General features: G+C 62.2%; 25 protein-coding genes. 5 read left to right on the top strand and 20 right to left on the bottom strand.

Annotated elements, in window-relative coordinates; all coding sequences use genetic code 11:
* Positions 1–3 precede the first annotated feature (3 nt).
* The 6 genes from pdxH to QWY74_RS11765 all read right to left on the bottom strand — a co-directional run bounded on the left by pdxH (position 4) and on the right by QWY74_RS11765 (position 3,152).
* On the bottom strand, positions 4–645 hold the full coding sequence (pdxH, locus tag QWY74_RS11790; RefSeq protein WP_264825843.1) for a pyridoxamine 5'-phosphate oxidase: 642 nt from the start codon (positions 643–645) through the stop codon (positions 4–6).
* A 29-nt stretch (positions 646–674) separates the two neighbouring features.
* A complete protein-coding gene (locus QWY74_RS11785) occupies positions 675–1,082 on the bottom strand; it encodes a DUF2069 domain-containing protein (RefSeq protein WP_264825842.1) in 408 nt (135 codons plus the stop codon).
* Positions 1,079–1,699, bottom strand: a complete 621-nt coding sequence (gene wrbA, locus QWY74_RS11780; protein WP_264825841.1) for an NAD(P)H:quinone oxidoreductase — start codon at positions 1,697–1,699, stop codon at positions 1,079–1,081. The genes QWY74_RS11785 and wrbA overlap by 4 nt, the downstream gene beginning before the upstream one ends.
* A gap of 26 nt (positions 1,700–1,725) precedes the next feature.
* Positions 1,726–2,079 carry an ArsC/Spx/MgsR family protein gene (locus QWY74_RS11775; RefSeq protein WP_264825840.1) on the bottom strand — a complete coding sequence of 118 codons (354 nt, stop codon included), beginning with the start codon at positions 2,077–2,079 and terminating at the stop codon, positions 1,726–1,728.
* Between the two features lie 80 nt (positions 2,080–2,159).
* A complete protein-coding gene (locus tag QWY74_RS11770) occupies positions 2,160–2,621 on the bottom strand; it encodes an MgtC/SapB family protein (protein WP_264825839.1) in 462 nt (153 codons plus the stop codon).
* Between the two features lie 105 nt (positions 2,622–2,726).
* A complete protein-coding gene (locus tag QWY74_RS11765) occupies positions 2,727–3,152 on the bottom strand; it encodes a gamma-glutamylcyclotransferase family protein (RefSeq protein ID WP_264825838.1) in 426 nt (141 codons plus the stop codon).
* Positions 3,153–3,310: 158 nt separating this feature from the next.
* Here QWY74_RS11765 and smrA point away from each other — a divergent pair, with 158 nt between their 5' ends.
* Entirely contained in the window at positions 3,311–3,904 is a 594-nt protein-coding gene (smrA, locus tag QWY74_RS11760; protein ID WP_264825837.1) for a DNA endonuclease SmrA, read from the top strand.
* Positions 3,905–3,991: 87 nt separating this feature from the next.
* Here smrA and QWY74_RS11755 read toward each other — a convergent pair whose 3' ends face one another.
* From QWY74_RS11755 to metH, 4 genes are all read right to left on the bottom strand, one after another.
* Complete coding sequence (locus tag QWY74_RS11755; protein ID WP_264825836.1) at positions 3,992–4,507, bottom strand: DUF934 domain-containing protein; 516 nt, start codon at positions 4,505–4,507, stop codon at positions 3,992–3,994.
* Complete coding sequence (locus tag QWY74_RS11750) at positions 4,500–6,152, bottom strand: nitrite/sulfite reductase (protein ID WP_264825835.1); 1,653 nt, start codon at positions 6,150–6,152, stop codon at positions 4,500–4,502. Before QWY74_RS11750 ends, QWY74_RS11755 begins: the two co-directional genes overlap by 8 nt.
* A gap of 124 nt (positions 6,153–6,276) precedes the next feature.
* Complete coding sequence (locus QWY74_RS11745) at positions 6,277–7,635, bottom strand: MATE family efflux transporter (protein WP_264825834.1); 1,359 nt, start codon at positions 7,633–7,635, stop codon at positions 6,277–6,279.
* Between the two features lie 2 nt (positions 7,636–7,637).
* Positions 7,638–11,339 (bottom strand): methionine synthase, encoded by a 3,702-nt coding sequence (metH, locus tag QWY74_RS11740; protein ID WP_264825833.1) that lies wholly within the window; start codon positions 11,337–11,339, stop codon positions 7,638–7,640.
* Between the two features lie 254 nt (positions 11,340–11,593).
* On the opposite strand from metH, the gene nfuA reads away from it, so the two are divergent.
* Positions 11,594–12,181 (top strand): Fe-S biogenesis protein NfuA, encoded by a 588-nt coding sequence (gene nfuA, locus QWY74_RS11735; RefSeq protein WP_264825832.1) that lies wholly within the window; start codon positions 11,594–11,596, stop codon positions 12,179–12,181.
* 65 nt (positions 12,182–12,246) lie between these two features.
* Here the strand turns inward: nfuA and QWY74_RS11730 are convergent, their stop codons facing one another.
* Positions 12,247–13,293, bottom strand: coding sequence for a DNA-binding protein (locus QWY74_RS11730; protein ID WP_264825831.1), 1,047 nt, complete (start codon positions 13,291–13,293; stop codon positions 12,247–12,249).
* Between the two features lie 336 nt (positions 13,294–13,629).
* Between QWY74_RS11730 and QWY74_RS11725 the strand changes: the two genes are divergently transcribed.
* Both QWY74_RS11725 and QWY74_RS11720 read left to right on the top strand, forming a co-directional pair.
* A complete protein-coding gene (locus QWY74_RS11725) occupies positions 13,630–14,871 on the top strand; it encodes a tyrosine-type recombinase/integrase (RefSeq protein ID WP_264825830.1) in 1,242 nt (413 codons plus the stop codon).
* A 28-nt stretch (positions 14,872–14,899) separates the two neighbouring features.
* Positions 14,900–15,322, top strand: coding sequence for a SufE family protein (locus QWY74_RS11720; RefSeq protein ID WP_264825829.1), 423 nt, complete (start codon positions 14,900–14,902; stop codon positions 15,320–15,322).
* Positions 15,323–15,531: 209 nt separating this feature from the next.
* Here the strand turns inward: QWY74_RS11720 and yidD are convergent, their stop codons facing one another.
* The 9 genes from yidD to gorA all read right to left on the bottom strand — a co-directional run bounded on the left by yidD (position 15,532) and on the right by gorA (position 23,506).
* Entirely contained in the window at positions 15,532–15,852 is a 321-nt protein-coding gene (yidD, locus tag QWY74_RS11715; protein ID WP_264825828.1) for a membrane protein insertion efficiency factor YidD, read from the bottom strand.
* Between the two features lie 4 nt (positions 15,853–15,856).
* Positions 15,857–16,297: a phosphoribosyl-AMP cyclohydrolase gene (hisI, locus tag QWY74_RS11710; RefSeq protein ID WP_264825827.1), complete on the bottom strand. Its 441-nt coding sequence runs from the start codon at positions 16,295–16,297 to the stop codon at positions 15,857–15,859.
* 16 nt (positions 16,298–16,313) lie between these two features.
* A complete protein-coding gene (locus QWY74_RS11705) occupies positions 16,314–16,763 on the bottom strand; it encodes a Fur family transcriptional regulator (protein ID WP_264825916.1) in 450 nt (149 codons plus the stop codon).
* 70 nt (positions 16,764–16,833) lie between these two features.
* The gene (locus QWY74_RS11700; RefSeq protein ID WP_264825826.1) at positions 16,834–17,811 is read right to left on the bottom strand and encodes an alpha-L-glutamate ligase-like protein; all 978 of its coding nucleotides are present in this window, start codon (positions 17,809–17,811) and stop codon (positions 16,834–16,836) included.
* Between the two features lie 3 nt (positions 17,812–17,814).
* Positions 17,815–19,326, bottom strand: coding sequence for an inactive transglutaminase family protein (locus QWY74_RS11695; protein ID WP_264825824.1), 1,512 nt, complete (start codon positions 19,324–19,326; stop codon positions 17,815–17,817).
* A 43-nt stretch (positions 19,327–19,369) separates the two neighbouring features.
* Entirely contained in the window at positions 19,370–20,215 is an 846-nt protein-coding gene (locus tag QWY74_RS11690) for an ATP-dependent zinc protease family protein (protein ID WP_264825823.1), read from the bottom strand.
* Positions 20,216–20,537: 322 nt separating this feature from the next.
* Positions 20,538–20,927 (bottom strand): ectoine synthase, encoded by a 390-nt coding sequence (locus tag QWY74_RS11685; RefSeq protein ID WP_264825821.1) that lies wholly within the window; start codon positions 20,925–20,927, stop codon positions 20,538–20,540.
* A gap of 227 nt (positions 20,928–21,154) precedes the next feature.
* Positions 21,155–21,736 (bottom strand): diaminobutyrate acetyltransferase, encoded by a 582-nt coding sequence (ectA, locus tag QWY74_RS11680; RefSeq protein WP_264825819.1) that lies wholly within the window; start codon positions 21,734–21,736, stop codon positions 21,155–21,157.
* Positions 21,737–22,123: 387 nt separating this feature from the next.
* Positions 22,124–23,506 carry a glutathione-disulfide reductase gene (gene gorA / locus QWY74_RS11675; RefSeq protein ID WP_290314378.1) on the bottom strand — a complete coding sequence of 461 codons (1,383 nt, stop codon included), beginning with the start codon at positions 23,504–23,506 and terminating at the stop codon, positions 22,124–22,126.
* Positions 23,507–23,633: 127 nt separating this feature from the next.
* Between gorA and can the strand changes: the two genes are divergently transcribed.
* A complete protein-coding gene (can, locus tag QWY74_RS11670; protein WP_264825818.1) occupies positions 23,634–24,287 on the top strand; it encodes a carbonate dehydratase in 654 nt (217 codons plus the stop codon).
* The last annotated feature ends 9 nt before the right edge of the window (positions 24,288–24,296 follow it).

The raw sequence follows: 24,296 nt of genomic DNA, 5'->3' as shown, positions 1-24,296 counted from the left end.
GAGTCACGGGGCCAGGCGAAAATGCTGCCAGCTGTTGCCGCGCCGCTCGTAGCGGATGCGATCGTGCAGGCGGCTGGGCTGGCCCTGCCAGAACTCAATCATCCCCGGCACGACCCGATAGCCACCCCAATGGCCGGGGCGCTGGATATCCTGACCCTGATAGGCATGCTGGAAGCGTTGCTCTCGTTCCTCGAGCCAGCTCCGGTTGGGAATCACCACGCTCTGGGTGGCAATCCAGGCGCCGAGCTGGCTGGCCCGTGGACGACTGGCAAAGTATTGGTCGGACTCCTCGGCGCTGATCTTGTCGACGCTACCCTCAATGCGGACCTGGCGCCCCAGCGTCGGCCACCAGAAGACCAGGGCGGCATGGGGCGAGTTGGCGATCTCGCTGCCCTTGTGGCTCTGATAGTTGGTGTAGAAGACCAGCCCGGTGTCGCTGACGTCCTTGAGCAAGACAATGCGGGCATGGGGCATTCCCTGGCTGTCCACCGTGGCCAGTGTCATGACATTGCCATCGTCACCTTCGCTGTCCAGTGCCAGGGCTAGCCAGTCATTGAAGAGGGGCATGGGCTGCTCCGGAACCTGATCCTCTTCAAGCCTTCCTCCTTCATACTCGCGCCTGATGTCGGCAATCTCGCGTGTCATGGTGTCCTCCCGACAGAAAAACGAATGAGTTACTGTGAACCCGCCTGGGCATTCTTGACCTGACGACTGCGGAAGCGGGCGTAGCCGGTGCAGGCGGCAAACAGCGCCAGTGCCACAACGGCTTCCGTGATGCCCCGGATGACCTGCCCCGGTAGGCTGGCGACCATGACGCCCTGGGCGAAGTAAAGCAGACTGACAAAGGCCAGCCAGGCGTGGCCGCGGGCTCGCCTAGCGAATATCGAGGGCAGGAAGAGCGCCAGCGGAAGTACAAAGGCGATCCAGGGGCCGATACGGCCGGTGTCGCTGTCGACCACCAGGCCGCGGTAGACCATCAGTATCACGAGTATGGCATAACTGCCGATCACCAGCCGGCGGCTGGTTGTCACCAGTCGATCCAGACCCTGCCGGGCCTCGAGAGCATTCACCCAACGCTTCATGCCTTGCTCCCGGCCTGGAGGTCCAGGGAAAGCGCCAGGCGAGCGAGACGCTGGCCCTGGGCAAACGCTAGTTGCCGTTCATGGTCATCCAGCGGGCGGTCACTGCGAGTGCCAGCCAGATGGCTGACACCATAGGGCGTGCCGCCACCCTGGGTCCGGGTCAATTCGATCTCGCTGTAGGGAAGCCCGACATAGATCATGCCATGGTGCAACAAGGGCAGGAGCATCGAGATCAGGGTGGTTTCCTGGCCGCCATGTAGGCTGGAGGTGGAGGTGAAGGCCGTAGCGGGGCGGTCAATGAGGGCACCTCCCAGCCAGAGTTCACTGGTGCTGTCGATAAAGTATTTCAGCGGCGCCGCCATGTTGCCGAAGCGTGTCGGGCTGCCCAGGGCCAGGGCCGCGCAATGGCGCAGGTCATCTAGGTCGGCATGAACGGCGCCCTGTTCGGGAACCTCCGGGTCGACCGCTTCACAGGTGGTCGACACGGGAGGCACGGTACGCAGGCGGGCATCAATACCGGAGATGGATTCCACGCCGGCCGCAATGCGCTCTGCCAGGGCACGTGTCGCCCCCTGGCGTGAATAGAACAGAATCAGTACATAAGGATTGGCAGACATGGAGCTTCCTGTGTTGAATAAGCGAGTCAAGCGGTCGTCCCGTCAAGCAGGCTCAGCACAGCGTCCGTCGGGCGACCGATGATGGCGCGCTGACCGTCATCGGCGATCGGTCGCTGAAGGATCCGTGGGTGCGCTGCGATGGCCTGAATGACCTGCTCGGCGTCATGGGGATCGGCACCAAGTTGCTTCCATTCGGGCTCTTGGGTGCGCACGAGTGCGGCTGAATCCGCTTCGAGGCGCGTCAGCAGGGCTCTCAATTCTGCTTCATCGAGGGGCTCGTCGAGATAGCGGCGTACTCTCATGTCGAGGTGGCGCTCCTCGAGCAAGGCCAGCGTCTGACGGGACTTCGAACAACGCGGATTGTGCAACAGGGTCAGCATCCAGTGGCCTCAAGTGTGATGAACAACGCTCCGTCTATTGTAGGCCGGGGGCACAGACGCCCACAACAGCTCCGGGGGGCTCAGTCATCCCGCTTGTGCCACGGCAGGGCGCGCTCTATGGCGCCCAGCAGGGTCATGATGATCAGGGCCAGCAGGGTGACCATCGCGGCCAGCGCAAGATCGCCCACGCCGGCGGCGATGCCGATGGCACCCGCCAGCCAGATCGACGCTCCCGTGGTGATGCCCTGCACATTGGTGCCACTACGGATAATGCTGCCAGCGCCGAGAAAGCCGATGCCGCCGATCACGCCCTCAACGATGCGCGTCGGGTCAATCCGAGCCGCCGGGTCGCCTCCACCGGTGGCCTGGAGGATTTCCAGGCCGACCAGCAGAAAGGCCGCGGCGCCCAGGGCCACCAGCATATGGGAACGCAGTCCCGCCGGTTTGCGGCGGAATTCCCGCTCGCAGCCCAACACCAGCGCCAGCCCGGCAGCGGCGCAAAGTCGGGTGAACATCTCGAGCAGGGTCAGTGAGTCGTCCATGTCTTCAGCCTACAGGCAAGGCGCCTTGTCGGCTATGCCGGTATGTTATTTATACCGTTATCTACGTTGCCAAACAACTTGCACCGGAGGCGGATTAACGCGCATTCAGTCATCCAGGCGTTGGTAGACCCAGGCCTGCTGGCCATCGCCGAGTTCCACCCGCTCTCGCGAGTACCGAATGCCCAGGCGTTCGTAACGATCCAGCCGCTTTAGCTCCCGGCGGTCGACCGTCAAGACGAGGCCTTCGACACTGGCACCCCTGGCGCGGATCAGGTCCAGATCGTTACGCTCATAGCCCTCGAGCGTGGCAGCTGAAGGAGAACCGCTGCGTCCGTAGACAATCCAGCGCACGCTGGCATGTCGCAGGGTGCCGTAAACAAAGACCTGATGAGGTCCGGGGGATACCTCCGGCAGGGAGGCCGGGCGCTGATAGGTCCAGGGACTCAACCACACCAGCCAGAAGAAGATGCCGGCAGTGATCAGCAAAGTGGCGAGTCCTGCGGTGATAGCAAAGCCCGTCTTCCGGCGCATCTAGAGCTCCCGATCTGTCAGGGGCGTTCCCGGCAGCACAGCGCCGTGGAGGCAAAAGGTTGTCATGTTTCCTTCATCACGCGGGGTTGATCCGGTGGCCGGGAACGCTAACATGATCGGCACAATATTTCAGTTGGTGTGCCCGCCGGAGGTGTCGCATGAATGCATCAAAGCAGGAGAACCTGGATTTTCGGGCATTGATGGAAGATGTAGAACCCCTTCGCAGCGGGCGAGACCGTGCGGATCCGGGGCGTCCGCCGAGCAGTCCCAGTGAAGCGCAGCTGGCGCGGCGCCAGAGTGCCGAGGCCGAGACCTCGACTGCATGGGGCCTATCCGATGATTTTGTCGACCTCATCCCCCCGCATGACCCGCTGGAATGGCGTCGTGACGGCATTCAGCACGGTGTCGTCGATCGCTTGCGCCATGGCGGCTATCCCGCCCAGGCGAGCCTGCACCTGCTGCGACGACCGCTTGACGAATGCCGCCGTGCGCTGCCGATCTTTGTGTGTGAAGCCCGCGACAGCGATCTGCGCTCGGTATTGATCGTGCATGGTCGGGGCAGGGAGATCGACAGTGCGGCCAATGTGCTGCGCTCGTATCTGGCCAAGTGGCTGAGTGCCCTGGAAGAGGTTCAGGCTTACACCTCGGCGGCACAGGCCGACGGGGGCATCGGCGCTACCTGGGTAATGCTGCGCAAGAGTGAACGGGCCAGGGCGGCCAACCGGGAGCGTCAGCAGAAGCGGCGAGGGTAGAAGGGGTCGGCGCCCAGTCGGTGAACAAGGAGGGGTGCAGGCCTCCGGGCCGGCACCCCCCCGTCGCAGCTGGTGCTGTCCGGCGCATCAGGCCACGCTGCGTTGAGGGTTTCTCTCGCGCAGCCGACGACGAAAAAGGGGCTCCCGGGTATCGGTGCCCGGTTGATAGCTGCGGCTGAAGGTATTCAATGCCTTCAGGGCGTCGTCGGCGAGCTGATCTTCGCGCAGGGAAAAGGCGTTGAAACCACACCGTGACATGTAGAACAACTGATCGATGAGGACATCGCCGACCGCGCGGATCTGTCCGTGATACCCATGTCGTTCCCGCAGCAACCGCGCCAGGCTGTAGCCCCGGCCATCGGTGAACTTGGGAAAGTCGATGGCAATCAGCGGCGCCTCGACCAGTTCGGCGACTAGCTCCGGTGTCAGGACGGTGTCACTGGCCAGCAGGGGAGCCGTGGTTGCCTCGCGGGCCGCTTGCCAGTCCGCCAGTGGCATGATCACGGGCTCATCCGCAGGGCGCTCGCTTGCTTCTCCGAGCAGTCTCCACTCATCCGGTACCACCGCGCCGTCGACAATCAGGCAGCGTTGCTGATCAGGCATATACATGCTCCTTGAAGGGTTTCAGGCCGATCCGCCGGTAGGTGTCCAGAAAGGTCTCATCTGCCTGGCGTTCGCCGACATAGACCTTCAACAGCTTGTCGATCACATTGGTGACATCTTCACGGTAAAAGGAGGGCCCCAGAATCTTGCCAAGCGATGATTCATTGCCCTGGCTGCCGCCCAGCGAGATCTGATAATACTCCTCGCCTTTCTTGTCGACGCCCAGAATGCCGATGTGACCCACATGATGGTGGCCACAGGCGTTCATGCAGCCCGAGATATTGAGCTCCAGGGGCCCCAGGTCGTACAGGAAGTCCAGGTCCTCGAAGCGCTGTTGAATCTCCTGGGCCACCGGGATCGACTTGGCATTGGCCAGCGAACAGTAATCACCGCCGGGGCAGCAGATCAGGTCGGCGAGTGTGCCCACGGTCGGGTTGGCCATGCCGAGCTCTTCCAGGCGTTGCCAGAGCGCCTCCATCTGATCCACGGGCACATCGGTCAGCACCAGGTTCTGCTCGTGAGTGACCCGCAGCTCGCCATAGCCGAACTCATCCGCTAGGTCGGCGACCGCGCTCATGTCGTCCGAGGTGACGTCACCCGGCGAATGATCATGGCGCTTGAGCGACAGGGTCACGGCCTTGTAGCCGGGTACCTTGTGATCCGTCACGTTGTTGGTGACAAAGCGGGCAAAGGCGCGGTTGTCCGCTCTCAGCTGCTCATAGTGCTCAATGGCGCTTTGCGACACCTCGCGCCTGGGTGGCTCGACGAAGTGCGCCGCCACGGCATCGATGGCCTCGTCGTTCAGGGTCTGAGAGCCGTCCTTGAGATGGGACCATTCTTCCTCGACCCGGCGGCGAAATTCATCGGCGCCCAGCGCCTTGACCAGGATCTTGATACGCGCCTTGAACTTGTTGTCGCGCCGCCCGAACTGGTTGTAGACCCGCACCAGAGCCTCCAGGTAGGTCAGCAGATGCTGCCAGGGCAGATCCTCGTGGATCACGCTGCCGATCATCGGCGTGCGGCCCAGCCCGCCGCCGGCCAGTACCCTGACGCGGACTTCACCGGCCTCGTCACGCCACAAGTGCAGGCCCACATCGTGTACCTGGATGGCGGCACGGTCTTCCTCGGCACCTGTAACGGCGATCTTGAACTTGCGCGGCAGGTAGGCGAATTCTGGGTGGAAGGTCGACCACTGGCGGATCAACTCGCACCAGGGACGCGGATCGACCTGTTCATCGGCGGCGATCCCGGAAAACTGGTCGGTGGTGGTGTTGCGGATGTCATTGCCGCTGGTCTGGATGGCGTGCATCTGCACGCTCGCCAGGTCGGCGAGGATATCGGGAACATCCTCCATCTTCGGCCAGTTCAATTGCAGGTTGGTGCGCGTGGTGAAGTGCCCGTAGCCACGGTCATAGCGGGCGGCAATCTCACCCAGCTTGCGCAACTGGTAGGAAGCCAGCATGCCGTAGGGGATCGCGATACGTAGCATGGGGGCATAACGTTGCACATAGAGACCATTCTGCAGACGCAAGGGGAGAAATTCCTCCTCGCTGAGGCTGCCTTCCAGGTAGCGGCGCATCTGGTCGCGAAATTGCGCGACACGCTCATCTACCAGGCTCTGGTCATGATTATCATAGCGATACATTCGACGCCTTCCTTTAATAGGAAAGTGGCACAGTCTGGTTAGTCTACCGGCCTCTTTTTATACGATAAAAGAATAAATATGCATATTTCATGCGCAAAATGGAATTAAGACTAGCGCTTTCGGGCTAGAGAGCCACGCTCGTCCAGCGTTGGCGCTTCCATATCAGGGCGAATACCAGGGAGTTGATCACTCGATAGACCAACTGAACCCACCAGATACCCAGTAGCCCGAATGCCAGATGCACCCCCACCCACCAGGCCACAGGCAGAAACAGCAGCCACTGCAGGGTAAGCGTTGTCAACATGACGGTTCGATTGGCACCGGCGCCCAGCAGGGCCTGGGCCAGCACCAGGGCTGCGGCGTCCAGCATGATCATCATTGCCGTCAATTGCAGCGGCCGGCTGCCCAGGGCAATCAGTTGGCTGTCATGCAGAAACCAGCTCAGCACCAGCTCGGGGAAGATCAACAGAGGCAGACCGAGCAGTGTCAGGCAGACAACGGCCACCCGCACTGCCTCCCAGCCCCAGCGTTTGGCCTCGCGACCATCCCGCCGGCCAAGCGACTGACCGACCAGGCTCATGGCCGCCATGCCAAGGCCCACGCCGGGCAGGATCAGCATCAAGGACAGATTGACCAGCACATGACCGACCGCCACGCTTCCGGTACCAATCTGCCCGAGAATCCAGAACAGTACCGCATAGCCTGCGGCGAACCAGAGTTGCTGAAACGAATGCGGCGCCGCCAGGCGCAGGGTGGTGCGAAAGGTCGTGAGGTCCGGCCAGCTCACCAAAAAGCCACTGACACTGGCATGTCGACGGCTATAGCCGGCCCATACCACCAGTCCCGCAAACAGCGAGAGGCTCGTACCGGCCCCGGCGCCGGCAGCGCCCATGGTCGGCAGCCCCAGATAACCGAATATCAAGGTGATACTGGCCAGCACGTTGACCAGGTGCATCATCAGCATGATGCGCAGATACAGGCCGGTACGTTGAATCCCGTTCCAGTAGCCGCGAAAGCAGAAGATCAGGGCCACCGGCGTCAGGGACACCACGCGCCAGCGAAAGTAGCTGACGGCTTCGGCGTTCACCGCCGGGTCCTGATTGATCCAGGCCATCAGCCGTGGGGCCTGCCACAGGCACACCAAGGTCAGCGGCACTGCGATCACCAGGCCCATTACGAGCCCAGCGTTGAGGGCCATGGCGCGACTGGCCCAGGCCTTTTCGCCATGGCGCCGCGCGGTCTGGGCCTGAACCCCCGATGAAAGACCGAAAACCATGGCCGTGATCAAGAAGGTGGCGTAACCCCCGATTCCCACACCGGCCAGCGGAATCTCGCCCAGACTGCCCACCAGGGCGGCATCGATCAGATTGAGCAGGCTCTGGCTGAGCATCCCGCCGATGATCGGCAGGGCAAGGCGCAGAATGGTCCGCCGCCGGCTATCGAGCTGGCGGCGCTGTGGTCCTGTGCTGGCACATCCGGCCATGGTTAGCTGGGGTTGTAGGAGAGCACTGGCATCAGCCAGCGTTCCAGTTCGCCAAGCGTCATGTCCTTGCGCTTGGCCAGAGACTCGACCTGATCGCGGGTGATGCGGCCGGTGGAGAAGTACTTTGACTGTGGATGCGCGAAATACCACCCGGAGACGGCGGCCGCGGGCCACATGGCGAAGCTCTCGGTCAAGGAGAGCCCGGTGTGCCGCTCGGCTTCGAGCAGACGGAAGAGGGTGGCCTTTTCGGTATGATCTGGACAGGCCGGGTAGCCGGGCGCCGGGCGAATGCCCTGATACTTTTCAGCGATCAGGGCCTCGTTGTCCAGTGCCTCCTCGGGCGCATAGCCCCAGTACTCGGTGCGCACGCGCTCGTGCATGTACTCGGCGAAGGCTTCGGCCAGGCGGTCGGCCAGGGCCTGGACCATGATGGCGTTATAGTCGTCGCCGGCAGCCTTGTAACGCTCGGCCAGCGCTTCCACCCCGTGGCCGGCGGTCACCGCAAAGCCGCCGATCCAGTCCGGCCGTCCCGTGCTCCGGGGCGCGATGAAATCGGCCAGACTGTAGCAGACGCCTTCGCGATTCTTGGTGGTCTGCTGACGAATATGCTGCAGCCGCTCGGCCACCCGAGTCCGTGACTCGTCGGCGTAGACCTCGATGGTATCGTCATCCACGCTGTTGGCCGGCCACATGCCGATGACCCCGCGAGCCTGGATCAGCCGCTCGTCGACCAGGTACCGCAGCATGGTCTGGGCATCATCAAAGAGGTTGCGGGCTGCTTCGCCGACCTTGGCATCCTCGAGAATCTGGGGGTACTTGCCGGCCAGCTGCCAGCTCATGAAGAAAGGCGTCCAGTCGATACGCTCGATCAATGGTGCCAGCGGCTGGTCGCTGAATGTCTTGAGGCCGGAAAGGACCGGGCGCGGCGGCGTATACGCCTGCCAGTCGAAGGCTGGCTTGTGCTGGCGGGCCTGGTCATAGCTGATTTCGGCGGCCTTGGGACGGCGCTTGGCGTTGCGCTCACGCACCTTTTCGTACTCGTCGCGGATGTCACTGATGTAATCCGCTTTGAGCCCCGGAGTCAGCAGCCTGCCTGCGACCCCCACGGCGCGTGAGGCATCGGTGACATAGATCACCGGATGCTCGTAACCCGGCTCGATCTTGACCGCGGTATGCGCCTTAGATGTGGTGGCGCCACCGATCAGCAGGGGGATGTCGAAGTTCTGGCGCTGCATTTCCTTGGCGACATGCACCATCTCGTCCAGGGAGGGCGTGATCAGGCCGGACAGCCCGATGATGTCGGCATTCTCCTCGCGCGCGGTCTGCAGGATCTTCTCGGCCGGCACCATCACGCCGAGGTCGATGACCTCGTAGTTGTTGCATTGCAGGACTACACCGACGATGTTCTTGCCGATATCGTGGACATCGCCCTTGACGGTAGCCATGACGATCTTGCCCTTGGCCTGGGTGTCCTCGCTCTTCTCGGCCTCGATATAGGGAATCAAGTAGGCCACGGCCTGCTTCATGACGCGCGCCGACTTGACCACCTGGGGCAGGAACATCTTGCCGTCGCCGAACAGGTCGCCGACCACGTTCATGCCATCCATCAGCGGGCCCTCGATGACCTCGATCGGACGCTGCGCACGCTGGCGGGCGAGCTCGGTGTCATCTTCGATGTAGGCGGTGATGCCCTTGACCAGCGCGTGCTCGATGCGCTTCTCGACTTCCCAGCTGCGCCATTCCGCGTCTTCCTTCTGGGTGGCGCCGCTGCCGTCATCCTTGTACCGGTCGGCCAGTTCCAGCAGCCGTTCGGTGGCATCGGGTCGGCGATTGAGCACCACATCCTCGACGCCTTCGCGGAGCTCATCGGGCAAGTCATCATAGACGGCCAGTTGCCCGGCATTGACGATGCCCATGCTCAGGCCGGCACGAATGGCATGATAGAGAAATACCGAGTGAATCGCCTCGCGCACGGCGTTGTTGCCGCGGAACGAAAAGGACACGTTGGACACGCCGCCGGAAACCATGGCATGCGGCAGATGCTCGCGAATCCAGCGCGTGGCCTCGATGAAATCGACGGCATAATTGTCGTGTTCCTCGATGCCGGTGGCGATGGCAAAAATGTTGGGGTCGAAGATGATGTCTTCGGCCGGATAGCCGATTTCATCGACCAGCAGGCGATAGGCGCGCTGAGAGATTTCGGTCTTGCGCGCGAAGGTATCGGCCTGGCCCTGTTCGTCGAAGGCCATGATGACCAGGGCGGCGCCGTAGCGTCGGCACCGGGTGGCCTGCTCGCGGAAGGCGTCCTCGCCTTCCTTCAGGGAAATGGAGTTGACCACGGCCTTGCCCTGGATGCACTTCAGGCCCGCTTCGATGATCTCCCACTTGGAGGAGTCGACCATGATGGGCACCCGGGCGATGTCGGGTTCGCCGGCAATCAGGTTGAGAAAGCGCACCATGGCTTCCTCGGACTCCAGCATGCCTTCATCCATGTTGATATCGATGACCTGAGCACCGTTCTCGACCTGCTCGAGGGCGACTTCCAGGGCGGTGGTGAAGTCTTCTTCCTTGATCAGGCGCTTGAAGCGCGCTGAACCGGTGACATTGGTGCGTTCGCCGACATTGACGAACAGCGAGTCGTGCTGGATGTTGAAGGGCTCCAGGCCCGACAGACGGCACGCCCGGTCGCGTGGCGGAATCCGGCGCGGCTCGACGCCCTGGATGGCGCGGTGAATGGCCGCAATGTGTTCCGGAGTGGAGCCACAGCAGCCGCCGATGATGTTGACCAGCCCGCTGGTGGCGAACTCGGCGACGATTGCCGCCATCTCGTCCGGGGTCTGATCGTATTCGCCGAACTCGTTGGGCAGGCCGGCATTGGGGTGGGCGGTCACGAAGGTATCGGCCTTCTGCGCCAGCTCCTCGACATAGGGGCGCAGCTCGGCGGCGCCCAGCGCGCAGTTGAGGCCGATCGACAGGGGCCGGGCGTGACGCACCGAATTCCAGAAGGCCTCGGTGGTCTGGCCTGACAGAGTACGGCCGGAGGCATCGGTGATGGTACCGGAGATCATCACCGGCACGCGCTCGCCGCGCGCCTCGAAGAGCTCCTCCAGGGCGAAGATAGCCGCCTTGGCGTTCAAGGTGTCGAAGACGGTCTCGATCAGGATCAGGTCGCTGCCGCCTTCGATCAGCGCGTCGGCGGCCTCTTGATAGTTGTCGCGCAGCTCATCGAAGGTGACGTTGCGCATGGCCGGGTCGTTGACATCCGGCGACAGTGAGGCGGTGCGCGAGGTCGGCCCCAGTACGCCGGCCACATAGCGTGGCACGCCGGTTTGCCGCGCCACGCTGTCGCAGACCTGGCGGGCGAGGCGGGCAGATTCCCGGTTGAGCTCGACCACCAGTTCCTGCATGCCATAGTCCGCCTGGGACAGGCGCGTGCTGTTGAAGGTGTTGGTCTCGACAATGTCGGCGCCGGCTTCCAGGTATTCCCGATGGATGCGCGTCACCAGGTCCGGGCAGGTCAGGCCGAGCAGGTCGTTGTTGCCCTTGAGGTCGGTCGGCCAGTCGCTGAAGCGCTCGCCGCGGAATTCCGCTTCGCTGAGGTCGGCATTCTGCAGCATGGTGCCCATGCCGCCATCCAGCATCAGAATGCGGCTGGAGAGGCTATCGGTAAGCGTCGCAAGCGAGGTTACGGAAACGTCGGCCATGGGTCGGGAAGATCTCCGGCAAGTCGTGAATCGAGCGTTGTTATGGGCTGTGCCATGCGGCATCCGCCTTGTGCGGGGAGCCGGATGGGGCGACATGGTAGCAAATGCCGGCCGTCAGCGGCAGGGCGGGAAAGACCCACCAAAACACTCGGGATTGTCTTGGCGGCAAGGCTCGCTTACCATGAGGGCAAATCCCGACAACTCGACTCCGCTCCCCATGAATGGCGGGTCGGGGCCAGAACAGTGAGAGCATCATGAGTGACAGCATCCAGATCACCGACAGTGCCCAGGATTACCTCGCCGAACTGCTGGCCAAGCAGAACGTCGAGGGGATAGCGGTACGCATTTTCATCACCCAGCCGGGCACGCCCTACGCCGAGACCTGCCTGGCCTATTGCCGGCCCGGCGAAGAAGAGCCAAGTGACCAGCGTCTCGAGCTCGAGAAGATTGCCGTCTATCTCGACAGCAACAGCGTTCCCTTCCTCGAAGAGGCCGTGGTCGACTTCAACGCCGACCGCATGGGGGGGCAGCTGACGATCAAGGCCCCCAATGCCAAGATGCCGAAGGTCAATGCCGACAGCCCGCTCGAGGATCAGGTCAATTATGTCCTGTACAGCGAGATCAACCCTGGCCTGGCGGCGCATGGCGGCGAGGTTCGCCTGGTGCAGTTGACTGAGGAGCAGGTCGCCGTGCTGTCCTTCGGTGGTGGTTGCCAGGGCTGTGCGGCCGTTGATATCACGCTCAAGGACGGCGTCGAGAAGACCCTGAAGGAGCGTATTCCGGAGCTCAGCGGCATCCGGGACATCACCGACCACTCGGATACCACAAACGCCTACTACTGAGGCTCGGTGACTACCGTGGCCAGCTGGTCGCGGCAGGCATCCCCTCTAGCGCGAGCCAGCCCCGTTCAGGCGGGGTCCTCGCGATCCGAAGCAGGCGAGTCCGTAGTGTCCTCGGCTCGCTCCCGCGCATCCCGCCACTCGCTGCGCAAGGCTTCCAGCGACGTCCATAGCCGCTCTTCCATCTGCTGCTCGCGTTGTTGCCAGTGTTCGGCCTGCTCGGCCAATTGGCGATCGCGTTCGGTAATACGCGCGGCCAGTTCTTCATTCTGCCGCTGCAGCTCGGTTTCTCTCTCCTGTGTCGTGGCGCGGGCCCGTTCGGCCTCGTGTCGCGCGTGTTGGGCCTCGGACAGCTCCTGTTCGCGGGCCTTGTGCTGTGCCCGGGCATCTTCCAGCTGACGCTCGAGCCGCTGTTCGCGCCCGGCATGGGCCTTCTCGGCCGCCTGGCGCTCCTGTCGGGCCTCATCCAGCAGGCCCATGAGGCGCGCCTCGGCGCTTTCATTGCGCTCCTCTTCCTGTCGCAGGCGTTGCTCGAGGTTCGTTTGCTGCGCTTCCAGGGCCTGCTGGTGGGCCTGTTCCTGCTCACGAGCTTGCTGTCTGGCGGCTTCCAGTCGCGACTGGAGGGTCTCGACCTCTTGTTGCGCGCGGGTCAGCCGCTCCTGCAGGGCATCGTGTTCGGCCTGTAGCTGCGCCTGTTCACGGGTCCGCTCATCGAGACGTTGATCGAGCTCCGTCAGGCGCGAGGACAGGGCGGCTTCCCGCTGTTCGGCGTCCTCCGCACGGCGCTCGGCCCCGGCGACCTGCTGTTGGGCCTCTTCCACGCGGGTATCGGCTTCCTGACGATAATGCACCAGGGCGTCATTGGCGGCTTCCTGGGCCTGACTCCACAGCGCTTCGGCCAGTGCCTGAAGCTCGGTGGGCATGCCCTGAGGAGGCGGAACATCGCGGTTTTCCTCGCGCAGCCGGCGCCATTCGCGCAAGTGTTCGCTGATGGTCGTGAAGCTGCCTGTGCCCAGGGCTTCACGAATCTTGTGCACGCTGGGTGCTTCCCCGCGTGCCATCAAGGCGTCGATGGCGCGTTGCACATCCTCGTATCGCACACCGCTGCGTGCCATGTGAACTCCTCGTGTAACCCGGGTTGCTTGCCTTGATCGCCGGTGTCGGCCGCCATGTGCGTAGGGGCCCCTTTGGTGGGTCTCGACTGCTTCAGGCTAAGCGCAGGATAGCGCTTTGGGAGACTAAAATAAAGTATATTACATAAAACGTAACACATAATTTTATTTACACATTAGCCCAAAAATTCAAGATTACGCGCCTTATCTTGAATTTCTTTCCGCGTAACGCCACACTGAGCGAGCCGATGCGCTAACCGGACCGCGGTGCGGGCAGGGCAGTGCCCGCAGCCCGTGAGGCACGGCCGCCACCCAGGATCCTACTCAAAGGAATAACCCATGGAAGACGACTCGCTGCCTGCCGGTTCAGCTCCCTATGCGACGGCCAGCAGACCGGCCGCCGAGCAGATCGGCAGCCTGCTGTATGCGGCCGCGGACAGCGCGGCGCTGCCTGTGTCGTCATCCGGGCGCATCCAGGCCTCCAGCGATGCCGAGGCGGTGGCCTGCTGGCTGGCCGAGTATCGCGCCAGCCCCAATACCCGGCGTGCCTATCGACGCGAGGCCGAGCGGCTCTTGCTGTGGTTGAATGAAGCAGGGCGGTCACTGCAGGATCTGCAGCGTCGCGACCTGGATGACTTCGAGGCCTTTCTGGCGGACCCGCGACCCCGCGAGCACTGGGTCGGGCCGACCAGGCCGCGCCACGACCCCGCTTGGCGTCCCTTCCGTGGTCCCTTGTCGCCGTCCAGCCGTCGCCAGAGCCTGGTGATCCTCCAGGGGTTGTTTGCCTGGCTGGTCGAGGCGGGCTGGCTGGAGCACAACCCCTTTCGGTTGATGCGCGACAAGCGCCGCCGTCTGGATAACCGACAAACCAGTGTCGAGCGCTATCTAGAACGTCCGCTTTGGCAGTGGTTATGGCAGTGGTTGAATCGACCCCCTGCGGAACCGGCCAGCCCACGCCAGCGTTTCGAATGGCAGCGCCAGCGCGTGCTGTTCGGCTTTGCCTATCTGCTTGCACCGCGTATCGGCGAGATGGCAGCGGCGCGCATGAATGATTTCAAGCGCCGCGAGGGGCGCTGGTGGTGGCAGGTGACGGGGAAGGGCGGCAAGCTGGCGAGCATTCCCGTGCCGCCGGACATGATGAAGCTGCTGGGCGAATGGCGGGCCTGCCTGGGGCTGCCGTCGCAACCGGCCCGAGGCGAGGTCACACCGGTGCTGCGTGGTCTGGATGGTCGGCGAGGCCTGGGGGAGAATCAGGTCTACCGGTTGATGCGTGCCACCTTCGCCCGGGCGGCCGATGCCCTGGCTCAAGAAGCGAAACACCCTGACCTGCTGGATGCTTGCCAGCTGCGTCGCGCCACGCCGCATTGGCTACGCCATACGGCCCTGACTCACCAGGCACAGGCCGGCGTCGAGCTGCGCTATCTGGCCGAGACGGCCCGGCATTCACGACTCGACACCACGGCCCGTTATCTGCACAGCGAAGGAGAGGAGTGGCATCGCCAGCAGGCGGGGCACCGTCTAGTGACCACGCCGGGTGAGGGCGCTCAAGGGGCGGACGACGGCGGGGCGCAACCGTTATAATGGGGGTAACCCCAGCAAGGAGATTGGCATGACAACCACGAGCGCCGAACAGGCTCAGCAGGAACTCGTCGAAGAATTTGAGATGTTCGATAACTGGATGGATCGCTACCAGTACATTATAGACTTGGGCAAGCAGCTTCCGGCCTTTCCGGAGGAATGGAAGACCGAGGAGCGCAAGATCCAGGGCTGTCAATCGAATGTCTGGATGCACCATGAGCGTGACGGAGAGCATCTGCGCTTCCAGGCCATCTCCGATGCCGCCATTGTGTCAGGGCTGATTGCGGTGCTGATGCGCATCTACAATGACCGTTCCCCGCAGGACATTCGTGCTACCAGTGCGCACTTCCTGACGGATCTGGGGCTGGACAAGCACCTGTCACCCACACGCAGCAACGGCCTGCATGCCATGCTCGAACGCATCTATCGTGTCGCCGAACAGGAAGCCGCCTGAGTCGGCTAGCTGTGTAAACTCACCCAGGGAAACATTGCATAAAGGTCTGCGCTGGCAAATCGCGGCGTTGAGCGGCACTCGAAAGCTCGCCTAACGATCTGTTAAGTCTCGCTTTTTGCGCTCCGTGCGCCTTGCGCTTCACCATGCTCGGCGATTTATTCAGCGCTTCCCTGGTTAGCCCTGATGTTCAGGCATCAGGGCATGTTGCGTTAATGGCGACACCGGAAGTCGTCGTCCAGCTCGGGATCTTCCTTGCACAGCTGTTCGCTGGGGCCGCCGGGCACCGGGTCGATGCCGCCGGCGGCACCGGGATGGCAGCGCAGGATGCGTTTGATGGCCAGCCAGCCGCCCTTGAGCGGCCCATGGATGGTCAGTGCCTCGGCGGTATAATGCGAGCAGCTTGGCCAGTACCGGCAGCGAGGGCCCAGCAGGGGGCTGACCACCAGTTGATATAGCCTGATCAGGCCCAGCAGCGGCCAGGTCAGCAGCCGGGTGGCGCAGCGGCGAATCCACGAGCGCTCGCTTGGCATGCCGTCAGCGCCGCTTGTAGAGCGTCTCGGGGTCGATCAGCGGGGCAGCATTGACGCTCGCCCGGTCGATCTCCAGGGCCACGTAGAAACAGCTACGACGCCCGCTATGACAGGCCGGCCCGGTCTGGTCGACCTGAAGCAGCAGGGTATCGCCGTCGCAATCGAAGGCCGCTGACACCAGTTGCTGTTGCTGACCGGAAGATTCGCCCTTGCGCCAGAAGGTGTTCCGGGACCGCGACCAGTAGCAGACTCGCCCGGTATGCAGGGTTTCCTCGAGTGCCTGGCGGTTCATCCAGGCCATCATCAGCACTTCACCGCTGTCGTGTTGCTGCGCTATGGCCGGCAACAGGCCATCCGCATTGAAACGGGCGGCATCGAGGATCTCTCCCAGCGGGCGTGTGGTACCCACCGTGGCGCTTTCGAGTTGCTTGAATACCTCGGACATGTGAGCTCCGTTGGCGTCAGGCGTTGGCGGCCTGCCGGCAGTCATGGCAGCACCCCAGGAGTTCGATGGTCTGTCGCTGGACGGAGAAGCCCAGCTCATGGGCGCGGCCGGCGAGCTGAGTGTTGATGTCATCGAGATGCAACTCTTCGACACGCCCGCAATCACGACAGATCAGCATTTGAAAGCCATGCGCATGCTCCGGACAAGGGCAGGCGACATAGGCATTCAGCGATTCAATACGGTGCACAAGCCCCTGGTCGATGAGAAACTCCAGGGTGCGATATACCGTGGGCGGACGCGCCGAGGCGTGCTCGGTGGTCAGGCGGTCGAGCAGGTCGTAGGCCTTCAGCCCCCCCTGGTGTTCCGCGATCATCTGCAGGACACGCTGCCGTATGGGCGTGAAGCGAACGCCGCGTTGTCGGCATTGGCGCTCGGCCTGTTCCATCAGGGCTCGGGAGTCGGTCATGCTAGCCATGCGCTCTCTGGGGTAAAGCTGGGATTCTACGCGTCGTGCCGTCGGGCTGCCAGGCGGTTTGTCACGCCAGGGCGGACTGGTCGCTGTGGAGTTCGCTGCGCCTGGCAAAGTGGTGCTGGGCAAAGTCCACGCGTTGCGCCGGCGCCACATCCTCGGGCTGTTGCTCGATCAGGTCCAGGCGATTGCGTAACCCTTCGCCATTGGCCATCTGAATGGCCAGGCCGGGGCGGGCGTTGAGCTCCAGCAGCATGGGCCCATGCTGACGGTCGAGCACCATGTCGGTGCCCAGGTAGCCCAGGGATGTCATTTCATAGCAGCTCGCGGCGAGCTCGAGCAGGGTGCGCCACTCGGCGATATGCAGGCTGGCCAGCTCATGCCCGGTATCCGGGTGGTCGTGGCGGGCGCGGTCGAACTGCACACCACGAATGGCCTGACCCGAGGCAATATCGATGCCCACACCGACCGCCCCCTGGTGCAGATTGGCCTTGCCGTCGGAGGCGGCCGTCGACAACCGCATCATGGCCATGACCGGGTAGCCCTTGAAGACAATGACGCGAATGTCGGGTACCCCCTCATGGGTATAGGCCGAGAACGACTCGTCGAAATCGATCAGACTCTCGATCAGGGCGACATCGGGGGAGCCGCCCAATGAATACAGGCCCGACAGGATGTTGGACACATGCCGCTCCACGTCATCAATGGATAACCGCATGCCGCTGGGCTTGATGTAGGCATCCCCGTCGCGCCCTTCGATGACCAGAATGCCCTTGCCGCCGCTGCCCTTGGCCGGCTTGATGACAAAGCCCGAGTGTCCCGACAGCATCTCGCGAATGTGCTTGACGCTGAACTGGGTGGCGACGGTACCGATCAGCGCCGGCGAGGTGATGTCATGGCGCTGGGCAAGCAGTTTGGTCTGCAGTTTATCGTCCACCAGGGGGTATAGCCGGCGGTCATTGTAGCGGCCGATATAGTGAATGTTGCGGCGGTTCATGCCGATGATGCCCTTGGCACGCAGCTTGCCGGGAGTGGTCCAGGGCATGGATCAATCCTCCGTGACCGGCTGGAAACGACGCAGCTCGAGCAGGCGATAGCCCGTGTAGTTGCCCAGCATCAGGATCAGTGCCATGAGAATCAGCTGAACGCCCAGGAAGTTGAAGGTGATATGGCGAATCCAGGGATTGTTCATCGCCAGATAGGCGAGCACGGCTGTCAGCAGGCTGCCGCCACCCTGGATCAGGACCTCCTTGGGGCCTTCCTCTTCCCAGAGAATCGACATTCGCTCGATGGTCCAGGACAGAATGATCATCGGGAAGAAGGTGATCGTCAGGCCGGCATTGAGCCCCATGCGATAGGCCAGCACCGAAAACAGCGAGATGATCGCGATCACCGTGATGATCACCGCCGTGACCCGCGCCACGAGCAGCAGATTGAGGTAGGAGAGATAGTTGCGAATCACCAGACCGACCGCCACGACCAGCAGAAAGCCGATCAGACCAGTGGCCAGGGTCGTCTGAATGAACGCCAGGGCGATCAGTACCGGCATGAAGGTGCCGGAGGTCTTGATGCCGATCAGGACCCTCAGCAACACGACCACCAGAGCACCGATGGGAATCAGCAGGATGGTCTGGAAGAGCGCCTGTTCTTCCAGCGGCAGGCTGTGAATCGAGAAGTTGAGGAAGGTGTCCGATGCCTCGGAGACCCGGTCGCGCACTGCCGCCTCGGCGGGTTGGTTGCGGGACAGCATGGAAAAGGTGATACGCGAGTTCGTGCCGCCCTGAACCTCAAGCACGGATTGGCCGGCGCGCTCCCAGAGCAGCAGGTTCTGTGGTCGGCCCTGTTCGCCACTGGCCGGGTTGAAGAGGGCATGGTCGTCGCCGTCGTATACCTGAATCCAGGGCGTCAGGGTCTGGCGGCGCCGACCGTGCTCGAGCTCCAGACCATTGACGGCGCGTGCGGCCACTCCGGCCTGGTTCAGGAGCCGCACCAGCAGCGGCACACGATCGAACTGCGTCAATAACAGGCGGGCATTTTCACCCTGGCGTTGCTCGCTGAAGTCGCGGATCAACTCCCGGGCAAAGGTGAACTCATCGGCACTGCGTGACCAGGCTCGATCGATCACCTGGCTGGCGGCGGTGTCATAAGGACGCTCCCACAAGGCATCGCTATCCGCCGTGGGCGGTGGCATTGGCTGAGGCTGTGCCTGAGCGGTGACCTGCATGCGCGCGTTGTAATACAGCTGCTGGCTGCCGCGGGCGTCGCGGATGGACCATAACGCGCGACGCACACCGTCCTCCTCGATGAAGGACAGGCCGTAGCCCGGGGACGCAGTGTGTTCCGTCTGCAGGCGAAACCCCTGTTGGGTCGCCGGCAGCGCCATTTCCACCTTGGCGGGGCCTCCATCGGCCACAAAGTTCACCTGTGCCTCGATCTCCCAGACCTGGCGCTGTTCACCCGGGGTCCAGGGCACCTCGAACTGCACATGTCGGTGCAGGCTCATGCCGATGCCGGTCACTATTAAGACAACGACGATCAGATAGAAGGGCAGTCGGGACATGTCAACTTCCTGGTAGGAGCAAGAAAGGCGAGCCAGCGGTCATTCAGGGTGACTCCTTGGATGAAGCATCCGGGCTTTCCTCCGGCTCGGCAGCCTCGGTCAGCTCAGGCTGGTCATGCACGAATTCACGCGCCACGTCGACGATGGCGATGTCCATCAGGAAGCGTCGACCCAGCAATACCGGATATTCGAGGTGACTGCGGTCCGTCAGGGTGAACTGCACGGGTTCACGGATCGGCCCCAGGGTCATCAGCAGCTCGATGACCGGGCGTGATTCCTCGCCGGATGCCTGGGTGATGCGAACGCGGCGAACGATGGGGGCTTCGTGCCAGACATCACGCACTGCCTCGACCACCTTGTCGTCCGGAGTCAAGCCAAGCTTGAAGCGCACCCAGTCCTCGCCGTCACGTTCAAAGGCCGTGATATCGCGAGCGCTCAGCGAGGAGGTATCGGCTCCCGAGTCGACACGCGCCTCGAGAAAAGTGCCCATGTCCGGAAGGCTGATCCACTCGGCACGGCCCAGCAGCTCCTTGTTGGCCAGGCGGTCGTCGCTGGCACGGCACTCGGTGATGACCTTGGTGGCTTCCTGCTGACGGTGGTCATGGTCGAGTGCCCGGAGCTGGTCACGCAGCTCGCGCACCTGCCGGCCAACCGCCTGGACATCGGTGCTCACGGAGCGCTGATCCTGATGATACTGTTGCGCCAGGCGTTCGCTATCCTGCTGGCACTGCGCGATGACTCGCTTCTCGAGCTCCTGAATGCCGGCCGTGAACTCGACGCGATTGACGGGCGGCGCAACCGGTTCCTGCTGGGGTGGCAGAAGCGCGCATCCACCGAGCAATGTTGCGGAGCCGAAGAGCAGAAACATCCGGAAAGCGTGTATCGGCATGTGGGAAAGCGTCCTTGGCACAGAGGAAACGAAACGCGAGTTTTCTGGATGATAAGGAGCCGACCACCCAGTGTCCACGACGGCTTGATCAACATGAGTAACAAGACAGTGACAGCCCGGCGCCAGGCAGGTTGCATTCAGGGGAAGCTTTAAGCTTCGACCTAGTGTCTACCTTAGTTTCGTAGAATGTATATTATGTTAAATAAAGGGTTGAGAATTATTTGGGGAAATCTGCAGCCCCTCCTTCACGTCTTCAGCCAGGCCCCCGGCCCGCTTGCTCCGAGGGCTTGCCCAGGCACCGGCATCCGGGTGCCCGGCGCTGTTATTCCGCAGGCGCGTAGGAGCCGTCTTCGCGATGCATTTCGTTGCCGGTCAGCCCAGGTGTGAACACGCAGGCCAGGTGCATGGTCTTGGTGGCACGCAGCAGATGCTCGTCGTGCTGGTCGAGGATGTAGATATCCCCCGGCTTGATCGGCCAGATCTTGCCATCGGCCAGGGTCTCCACTTCACCCTCGCCCTCGATGCAATAAACGGCCTCGAAGTGATGCTTGTAATGAATGTGCGTCTCGGTGCCTTCAAAGATACGGGTAATGTGGAAGGAACAGTTGCCACCGTCTTCGGCCAGGGATAAACGGGTACTGTCCCAGTTGCCGTTTTCGGCGGTGACGAGGCGCTCGGTCTGGCGCGCTTGCTCAAGGTTGCGAACGATCATATCGACTCTCCATTAATTCGTGGTCGGGTCGGCTGGAACGGCCGACTGCGTCCAGCATGCCACAAGCCACACGTCAGGCGATCAACTAAAAATCTTTGTGGGTGCTGTAAATCTTTGTGGGTGCTGTTTTCCTGGATACCGAGCCCGGGATGAGCTCTTCATCAGGGAAGTCAGTGAACTGACGTAGTACGCCAATGACATACCTGAAAATATCAGGCTAGTGCGTCTTATCGGATTTTGTGCGTCTGGAAGGGCCCAATGCGTACGAGGTTTTCCGGGTCGTGCTCGCCGCCGAGCTGGTCGGTGGAAAAGTACTCGCGACTGTTCAAGGGGGCGTGCCAGCGCTCGGCCAGTCGACGAAACAAAGCCCAGGAGGCCTGGTTGTCGGGGGTAATGGTGGTCTCGAGATGATGCACGTTGCTGAACAGCGGCCGGGTCAGGATAGCCTCTACCAGGCGGCGCGCCATGCCAGTTCCCCTGGCTTTTTCCCCGACGGCGACCTGCCACAGAAAATAGGTATCCGGTGCATCACTTTTGACATAGCCGGAGACGAAACCGACGATCACCCCTGCCTCGTTGGTCGCCACGGCACAGCTCTCGCGAAATTGCGTGGCCAGGAGAAGATAGGCGTAGGCGGAGTTCACATCCAGGGGTGGGCAGGATTTGACCAGCTCATAGACGCCCCAACCATCATCCGGATTGGGTTTGCGAATAAACAGGGAGTTGGCATCCTGGCCGACCACGGCGTCCGATACAGTGGGCCTGGCCAGATCGGAAGAAGGTGTAAACGGCTCTGAAGGTGCACTCATTTTCGGGGTTCGCTGTAGCGAATTGAACCTCCATCATAACAACCGCTTAATGTTATTTCAAAAATTAGGGTAATCATGCTGGCATTAACCCCTTAAGCAGTATTATCAACTGGCTGCAGCAACATTAGGTCGCGCCTGCCCTTCCCTGCCGCCTAGGAGCCTGTCGGATTTGACCGATCGTCGCGAGAATCACGGATTTCGAGACAAGTTTATCGATCTGATGAGGCGAATAGCCCGCTATTTAACGAATCAGATCGAATGAAATTGGCCGAAAGCCCGGGGTTCGTAGCAAATCAGCGTTAAGTCCGACAGGCTCCTAGCCCCCTCCCCTTCAGCCAGTTGCCTGATGGCCTGCCAGATAGCCGCTTCACCCCGACGGCACGATGCTCAGTGGCGCGTTGCCGTGCGCATGGTGACGAACTCTTCCGCGCCGGTGGGATGGATGCCCACGGTCTGGTCGAACTGCGCCTTGGTCAGCCCGGCCCGCACGGCGATGGCGATGCCTTGAATGGTTTCGCCGGCTTCTTCGCCAACCATGTGGGCCCCGACTACGACATCCGTGGCGTCATCGACGATCAGCTTCATCAGACAGCGCTCATTGCTGCCGGACAGCGTGTGTTTCATCGGCCGGAAGTCGGCGCTGTAGACACTGATCGAGGCATAGATCCCGCGGGCCGCTTCCTCGGACAAGCCGACAGTGCCGATATTGGGATGACAGAACACAGCGGTGGCGATGCGCGCATAGTCCAGTGGTTCGGGCGTGGAAGTGGTGAAATGATACTCCACCAGTTTCATGGCTTCCTCCAGTGCCACGGGAGTCAGCTCCGGGCCTCCCGTGACGTCACCGAGCGCCAGGATCGAGGACACCGAGGTCTCGAAACGCTCGTTGACCTTGAGAGTGCCATCGTCGTTGGTCGCGACATCTAGGCGATCGAGGCCCAGCCCGGCCAGATGGGGACGGCGCCCGGTGGCGGCGAGCACCGCATCGACCTCCATGACCCGGCCGTCGGTCAGCGTGACCTTGAGGCCACCCGCGACTTTCTCGATGGATTCGATGTTGGTGTTGAAGTGCAGATTGACGCCTTTCTTGGCCATTTCGTCACGGGCGAAGGTGCGCACCTCGTCATCAAAGCCACGCAGGAACAGCTCTCCCCGATAGACCAGGTGGGCATCGCTGCCCAGTCCGTTGAAGATGCTGGCGAACTCCACGGCGATATAGCCACCGCCCAGCACCAGAAAGCGCTGGGGAAAATTCTCCAGGTCAAAGACCTGATTGGAGTTGACGGTGAGCTCGCTGCCCGGAAAGTCGGGCACCCATGGCCAGCCGCCGACCGCGATCAGGATTTTCTGGGCACTGATGACGTCACCCGCGACCTGGACATGATGACCATCGATGACCGTGGCCCGGCCGTTGATCAGGCTGACGTCGGCATTGTCCAGCAGCCGGCCGTAAATGCCGTTCAGGCGCTTGATCTCGCCGATCTTGTTGTCCCGCAGGGTCGCCCAGTCGAAGCGTGGGGCCTCGCCCATTTGCCAGCCGAAGCCTCCGGCATCCTCGAAGTCCTCGTGGAAGTGCGCTGCATACGAGTACAGTTTCTTGGGCACGCAGCCGACATTCACACAGGTACCACCTAGATAGCGGTCCTCGGCCACGGCCACGCGGGCGCCACGGGCGGCGGCGGTTCTGGCGGCACGCACACCGCCGGATCCGGCGCCGATGACAAAAAGGTCATAATCGAACTCGGACACAGGCGTCTCCTGTTGATGCATGAGCGGAATAAGCACTTATCATACCAGCGTCGATGCGCGGTCGGCAGGGACTGCCGATTGACCCTTGCTATGCGGGTAATAAAGAATGCACTTCTCTGGCTATCCGATCACCCTGGAGACTCCCCCCATGAAGGACGAAATGAAACAGCTCCTCGAGCGCAATCGCCAATGGGCCGATAGCGTCAGTCGCCAGGATCCCGATTTCTTCGCCCGTCTATCCCAACAACAGAATCCCGATTATCTGTGGATTGGCTGTTCAGACTCCCGAGTGCCGGCCAACCAGATCATCGACCTGCCTCCCGGCGAAGTTTTCGTGCATCGCAATGTAGCCAATCTGCTGCATCACAACGATATGAATGCCCTGTCGGTAGTGCAGTTTGCAGTTGATGTGCTCAAGGTCAAGCACATCATGATCGTCGGCCACTACGGTTGCGGTGGTGTGAAAGCCGCGGTGGCCGGCGGCGAGTGCGGCATTGTCGATTACTGGCTGCACTCGGTGCGCGAACTCTACAGCCTGCATCGCCCGGACCTGGGGCATTTGTCGATGGACCAGCAGGTCGACAGGATGTGCGAGCTCAACGTCCAGGCCCAGGTCAAGAATCTGTGCCGTACCAAGATCATTCAACGGGCCTGGCAACGCGGTCAGCCGCTGGCGGTTCACGGTTGGGTCTACGGGCTCAGTGACGGTCGAGCGACCGATCTCGACTGCAGCGTGACGGGGCTCGACCAGGTTTCGACGTTGTATCGCATCGATCGTGTCACCGCGGCCGGCGAAGACTGATCCATGCGG

This window comes from Halomonas almeriensis, from assembly GCF_030409235.1.
Taxonomy (GTDB): domain Bacteria; phylum Pseudomonadota; class Gammaproteobacteria; order Pseudomonadales; family Halomonadaceae; genus Halomonas; species Halomonas almeriensis.
Note: the sequence above shows the minus strand (reverse complement) of the source record. Positions and strands in the feature narration are given on the sequence as shown.

Excerpts from the sequence above, each read along its gene's own strand:
- pdxH (WP_264825843.1), bottom strand. The coding sequence starts at position 645 with ATGACACGCGAGATTGCCGACATCAGGCGCGAGTATGAAGGAGGAAGG.
- QWY74_RS11785 (WP_264825842.1), bottom strand. The coding sequence starts at position 1,082 with ATGAAGCGTTGGGTGAATGCTCTCGAGGCCCGGCAGGGTCTGGATCGA.
- wrbA (WP_264825841.1), bottom strand. The coding sequence starts at position 1,699 with ATGTCTGCCAATCCTTATGTACTGATTCTGTTCTATTCACGCCAGGGG.
- QWY74_RS11775 (WP_264825840.1), bottom strand. The coding sequence starts at position 2,079 with ATGCTGACCCTGTTGCACAATCCGCGTTGTTCGAAGTCCCGTCAGACG.
- QWY74_RS11770 (WP_264825839.1), bottom strand. The coding sequence starts at position 2,621 with ATGGACGACTCACTGACCCTGCTCGAGATGTTCACCCGACTTTGCGCC.
- QWY74_RS11765 (WP_264825838.1), bottom strand. The coding sequence starts at position 3,152 with ATGCGCCGGAAGACGGGCTTTGCTATCACCGCAGGACTCGCCACTTTG.
- smrA (WP_264825837.1), top strand. The coding sequence starts at position 3,311 with ATGAATGCATCAAAGCAGGAGAACCTGGATTTTCGGGCATTGATGGAA.
- QWY74_RS11755 (WP_264825836.1), bottom strand. The coding sequence starts at position 4,507 with ATGCCTGATCAGCAACGCTGCCTGATTGTCGACGGCGCGGTGGTACCG.
- QWY74_RS11750 (WP_264825835.1), bottom strand. The coding sequence starts at position 6,152 with ATGTATCGCTATGATAATCATGACCAGAGCCTGGTAGATGAGCGTGTC.
- QWY74_RS11745 (WP_264825834.1), bottom strand. The coding sequence starts at position 7,635 with ATGGCCGGATGTGCCAGCACAGGACCACAGCGCCGCCAGCTCGATAGC.
- metH (WP_264825833.1), bottom strand. The coding sequence starts at position 11,339 with ATGGCCGACGTTTCCGTAACCTCGCTTGCGACGCTTACCGATAGCCTC.
- nfuA (WP_264825832.1), top strand. The coding sequence starts at position 11,594 with ATGAGTGACAGCATCCAGATCACCGACAGTGCCCAGGATTACCTCGCC.
- QWY74_RS11730 (WP_264825831.1), bottom strand. The coding sequence starts at position 13,293 with ATGGCACGCAGCGGTGTGCGATACGAGGATGTGCAACGCGCCATCGAC.
- QWY74_RS11725 (WP_264825830.1), top strand. The coding sequence starts at position 13,630 with ATGGAAGACGACTCGCTGCCTGCCGGTTCAGCTCCCTATGCGACGGCC.
- QWY74_RS11720 (WP_264825829.1), top strand. The coding sequence starts at position 14,900 with ATGACAACCACGAGCGCCGAACAGGCTCAGCAGGAACTCGTCGAAGAA.
- yidD (WP_264825828.1), bottom strand. The coding sequence starts at position 15,852 with ATGCCAAGCGAGCGCTCGTGGATTCGCCGCTGCGCCACCCGGCTGCTG.
- hisI (WP_264825827.1), bottom strand. The coding sequence starts at position 16,297 with ATGTCCGAGGTATTCAAGCAACTCGAAAGCGCCACGGTGGGTACCACA.
- QWY74_RS11705 (WP_264825916.1), bottom strand. The coding sequence starts at position 16,763 with ATGACCGACTCCCGAGCCCTGATGGAACAGGCCGAGCGCCAATGCCGA.
- QWY74_RS11700 (WP_264825826.1), bottom strand. The coding sequence starts at position 17,811 with ATGCCCTGGACCACTCCCGGCAAGCTGCGTGCCAAGGGCATCATCGGC.
- QWY74_RS11695 (WP_264825824.1), bottom strand. The coding sequence starts at position 19,326 with ATGTCCCGACTGCCCTTCTATCTGATCGTCGTTGTCTTAATAGTGACC.
- QWY74_RS11690 (WP_264825823.1), bottom strand. The coding sequence starts at position 20,215 with ATGCCGATACACGCTTTCCGGATGTTTCTGCTCTTCGGCTCCGCAACA.
- QWY74_RS11685 (WP_264825821.1), bottom strand. The coding sequence starts at position 20,927 with ATGATCGTTCGCAACCTTGAGCAAGCGCGCCAGACCGAGCGCCTCGTC.
- ectA (WP_264825819.1), bottom strand. The coding sequence starts at position 21,736 with ATGAGTGCACCTTCAGAGCCGTTTACACCTTCTTCCGATCTGGCCAGG.
- gorA (WP_290314378.1), bottom strand. The coding sequence starts at position 23,506 with ATGCATCAACAGGAGACGCCTGTGTCCGAGTTCGATTATGACCTTTTT.
- can (WP_264825818.1), top strand. The coding sequence starts at position 23,634 with ATGAAGGACGAAATGAAACAGCTCCTCGAGCGCAATCGCCAATGGGCC.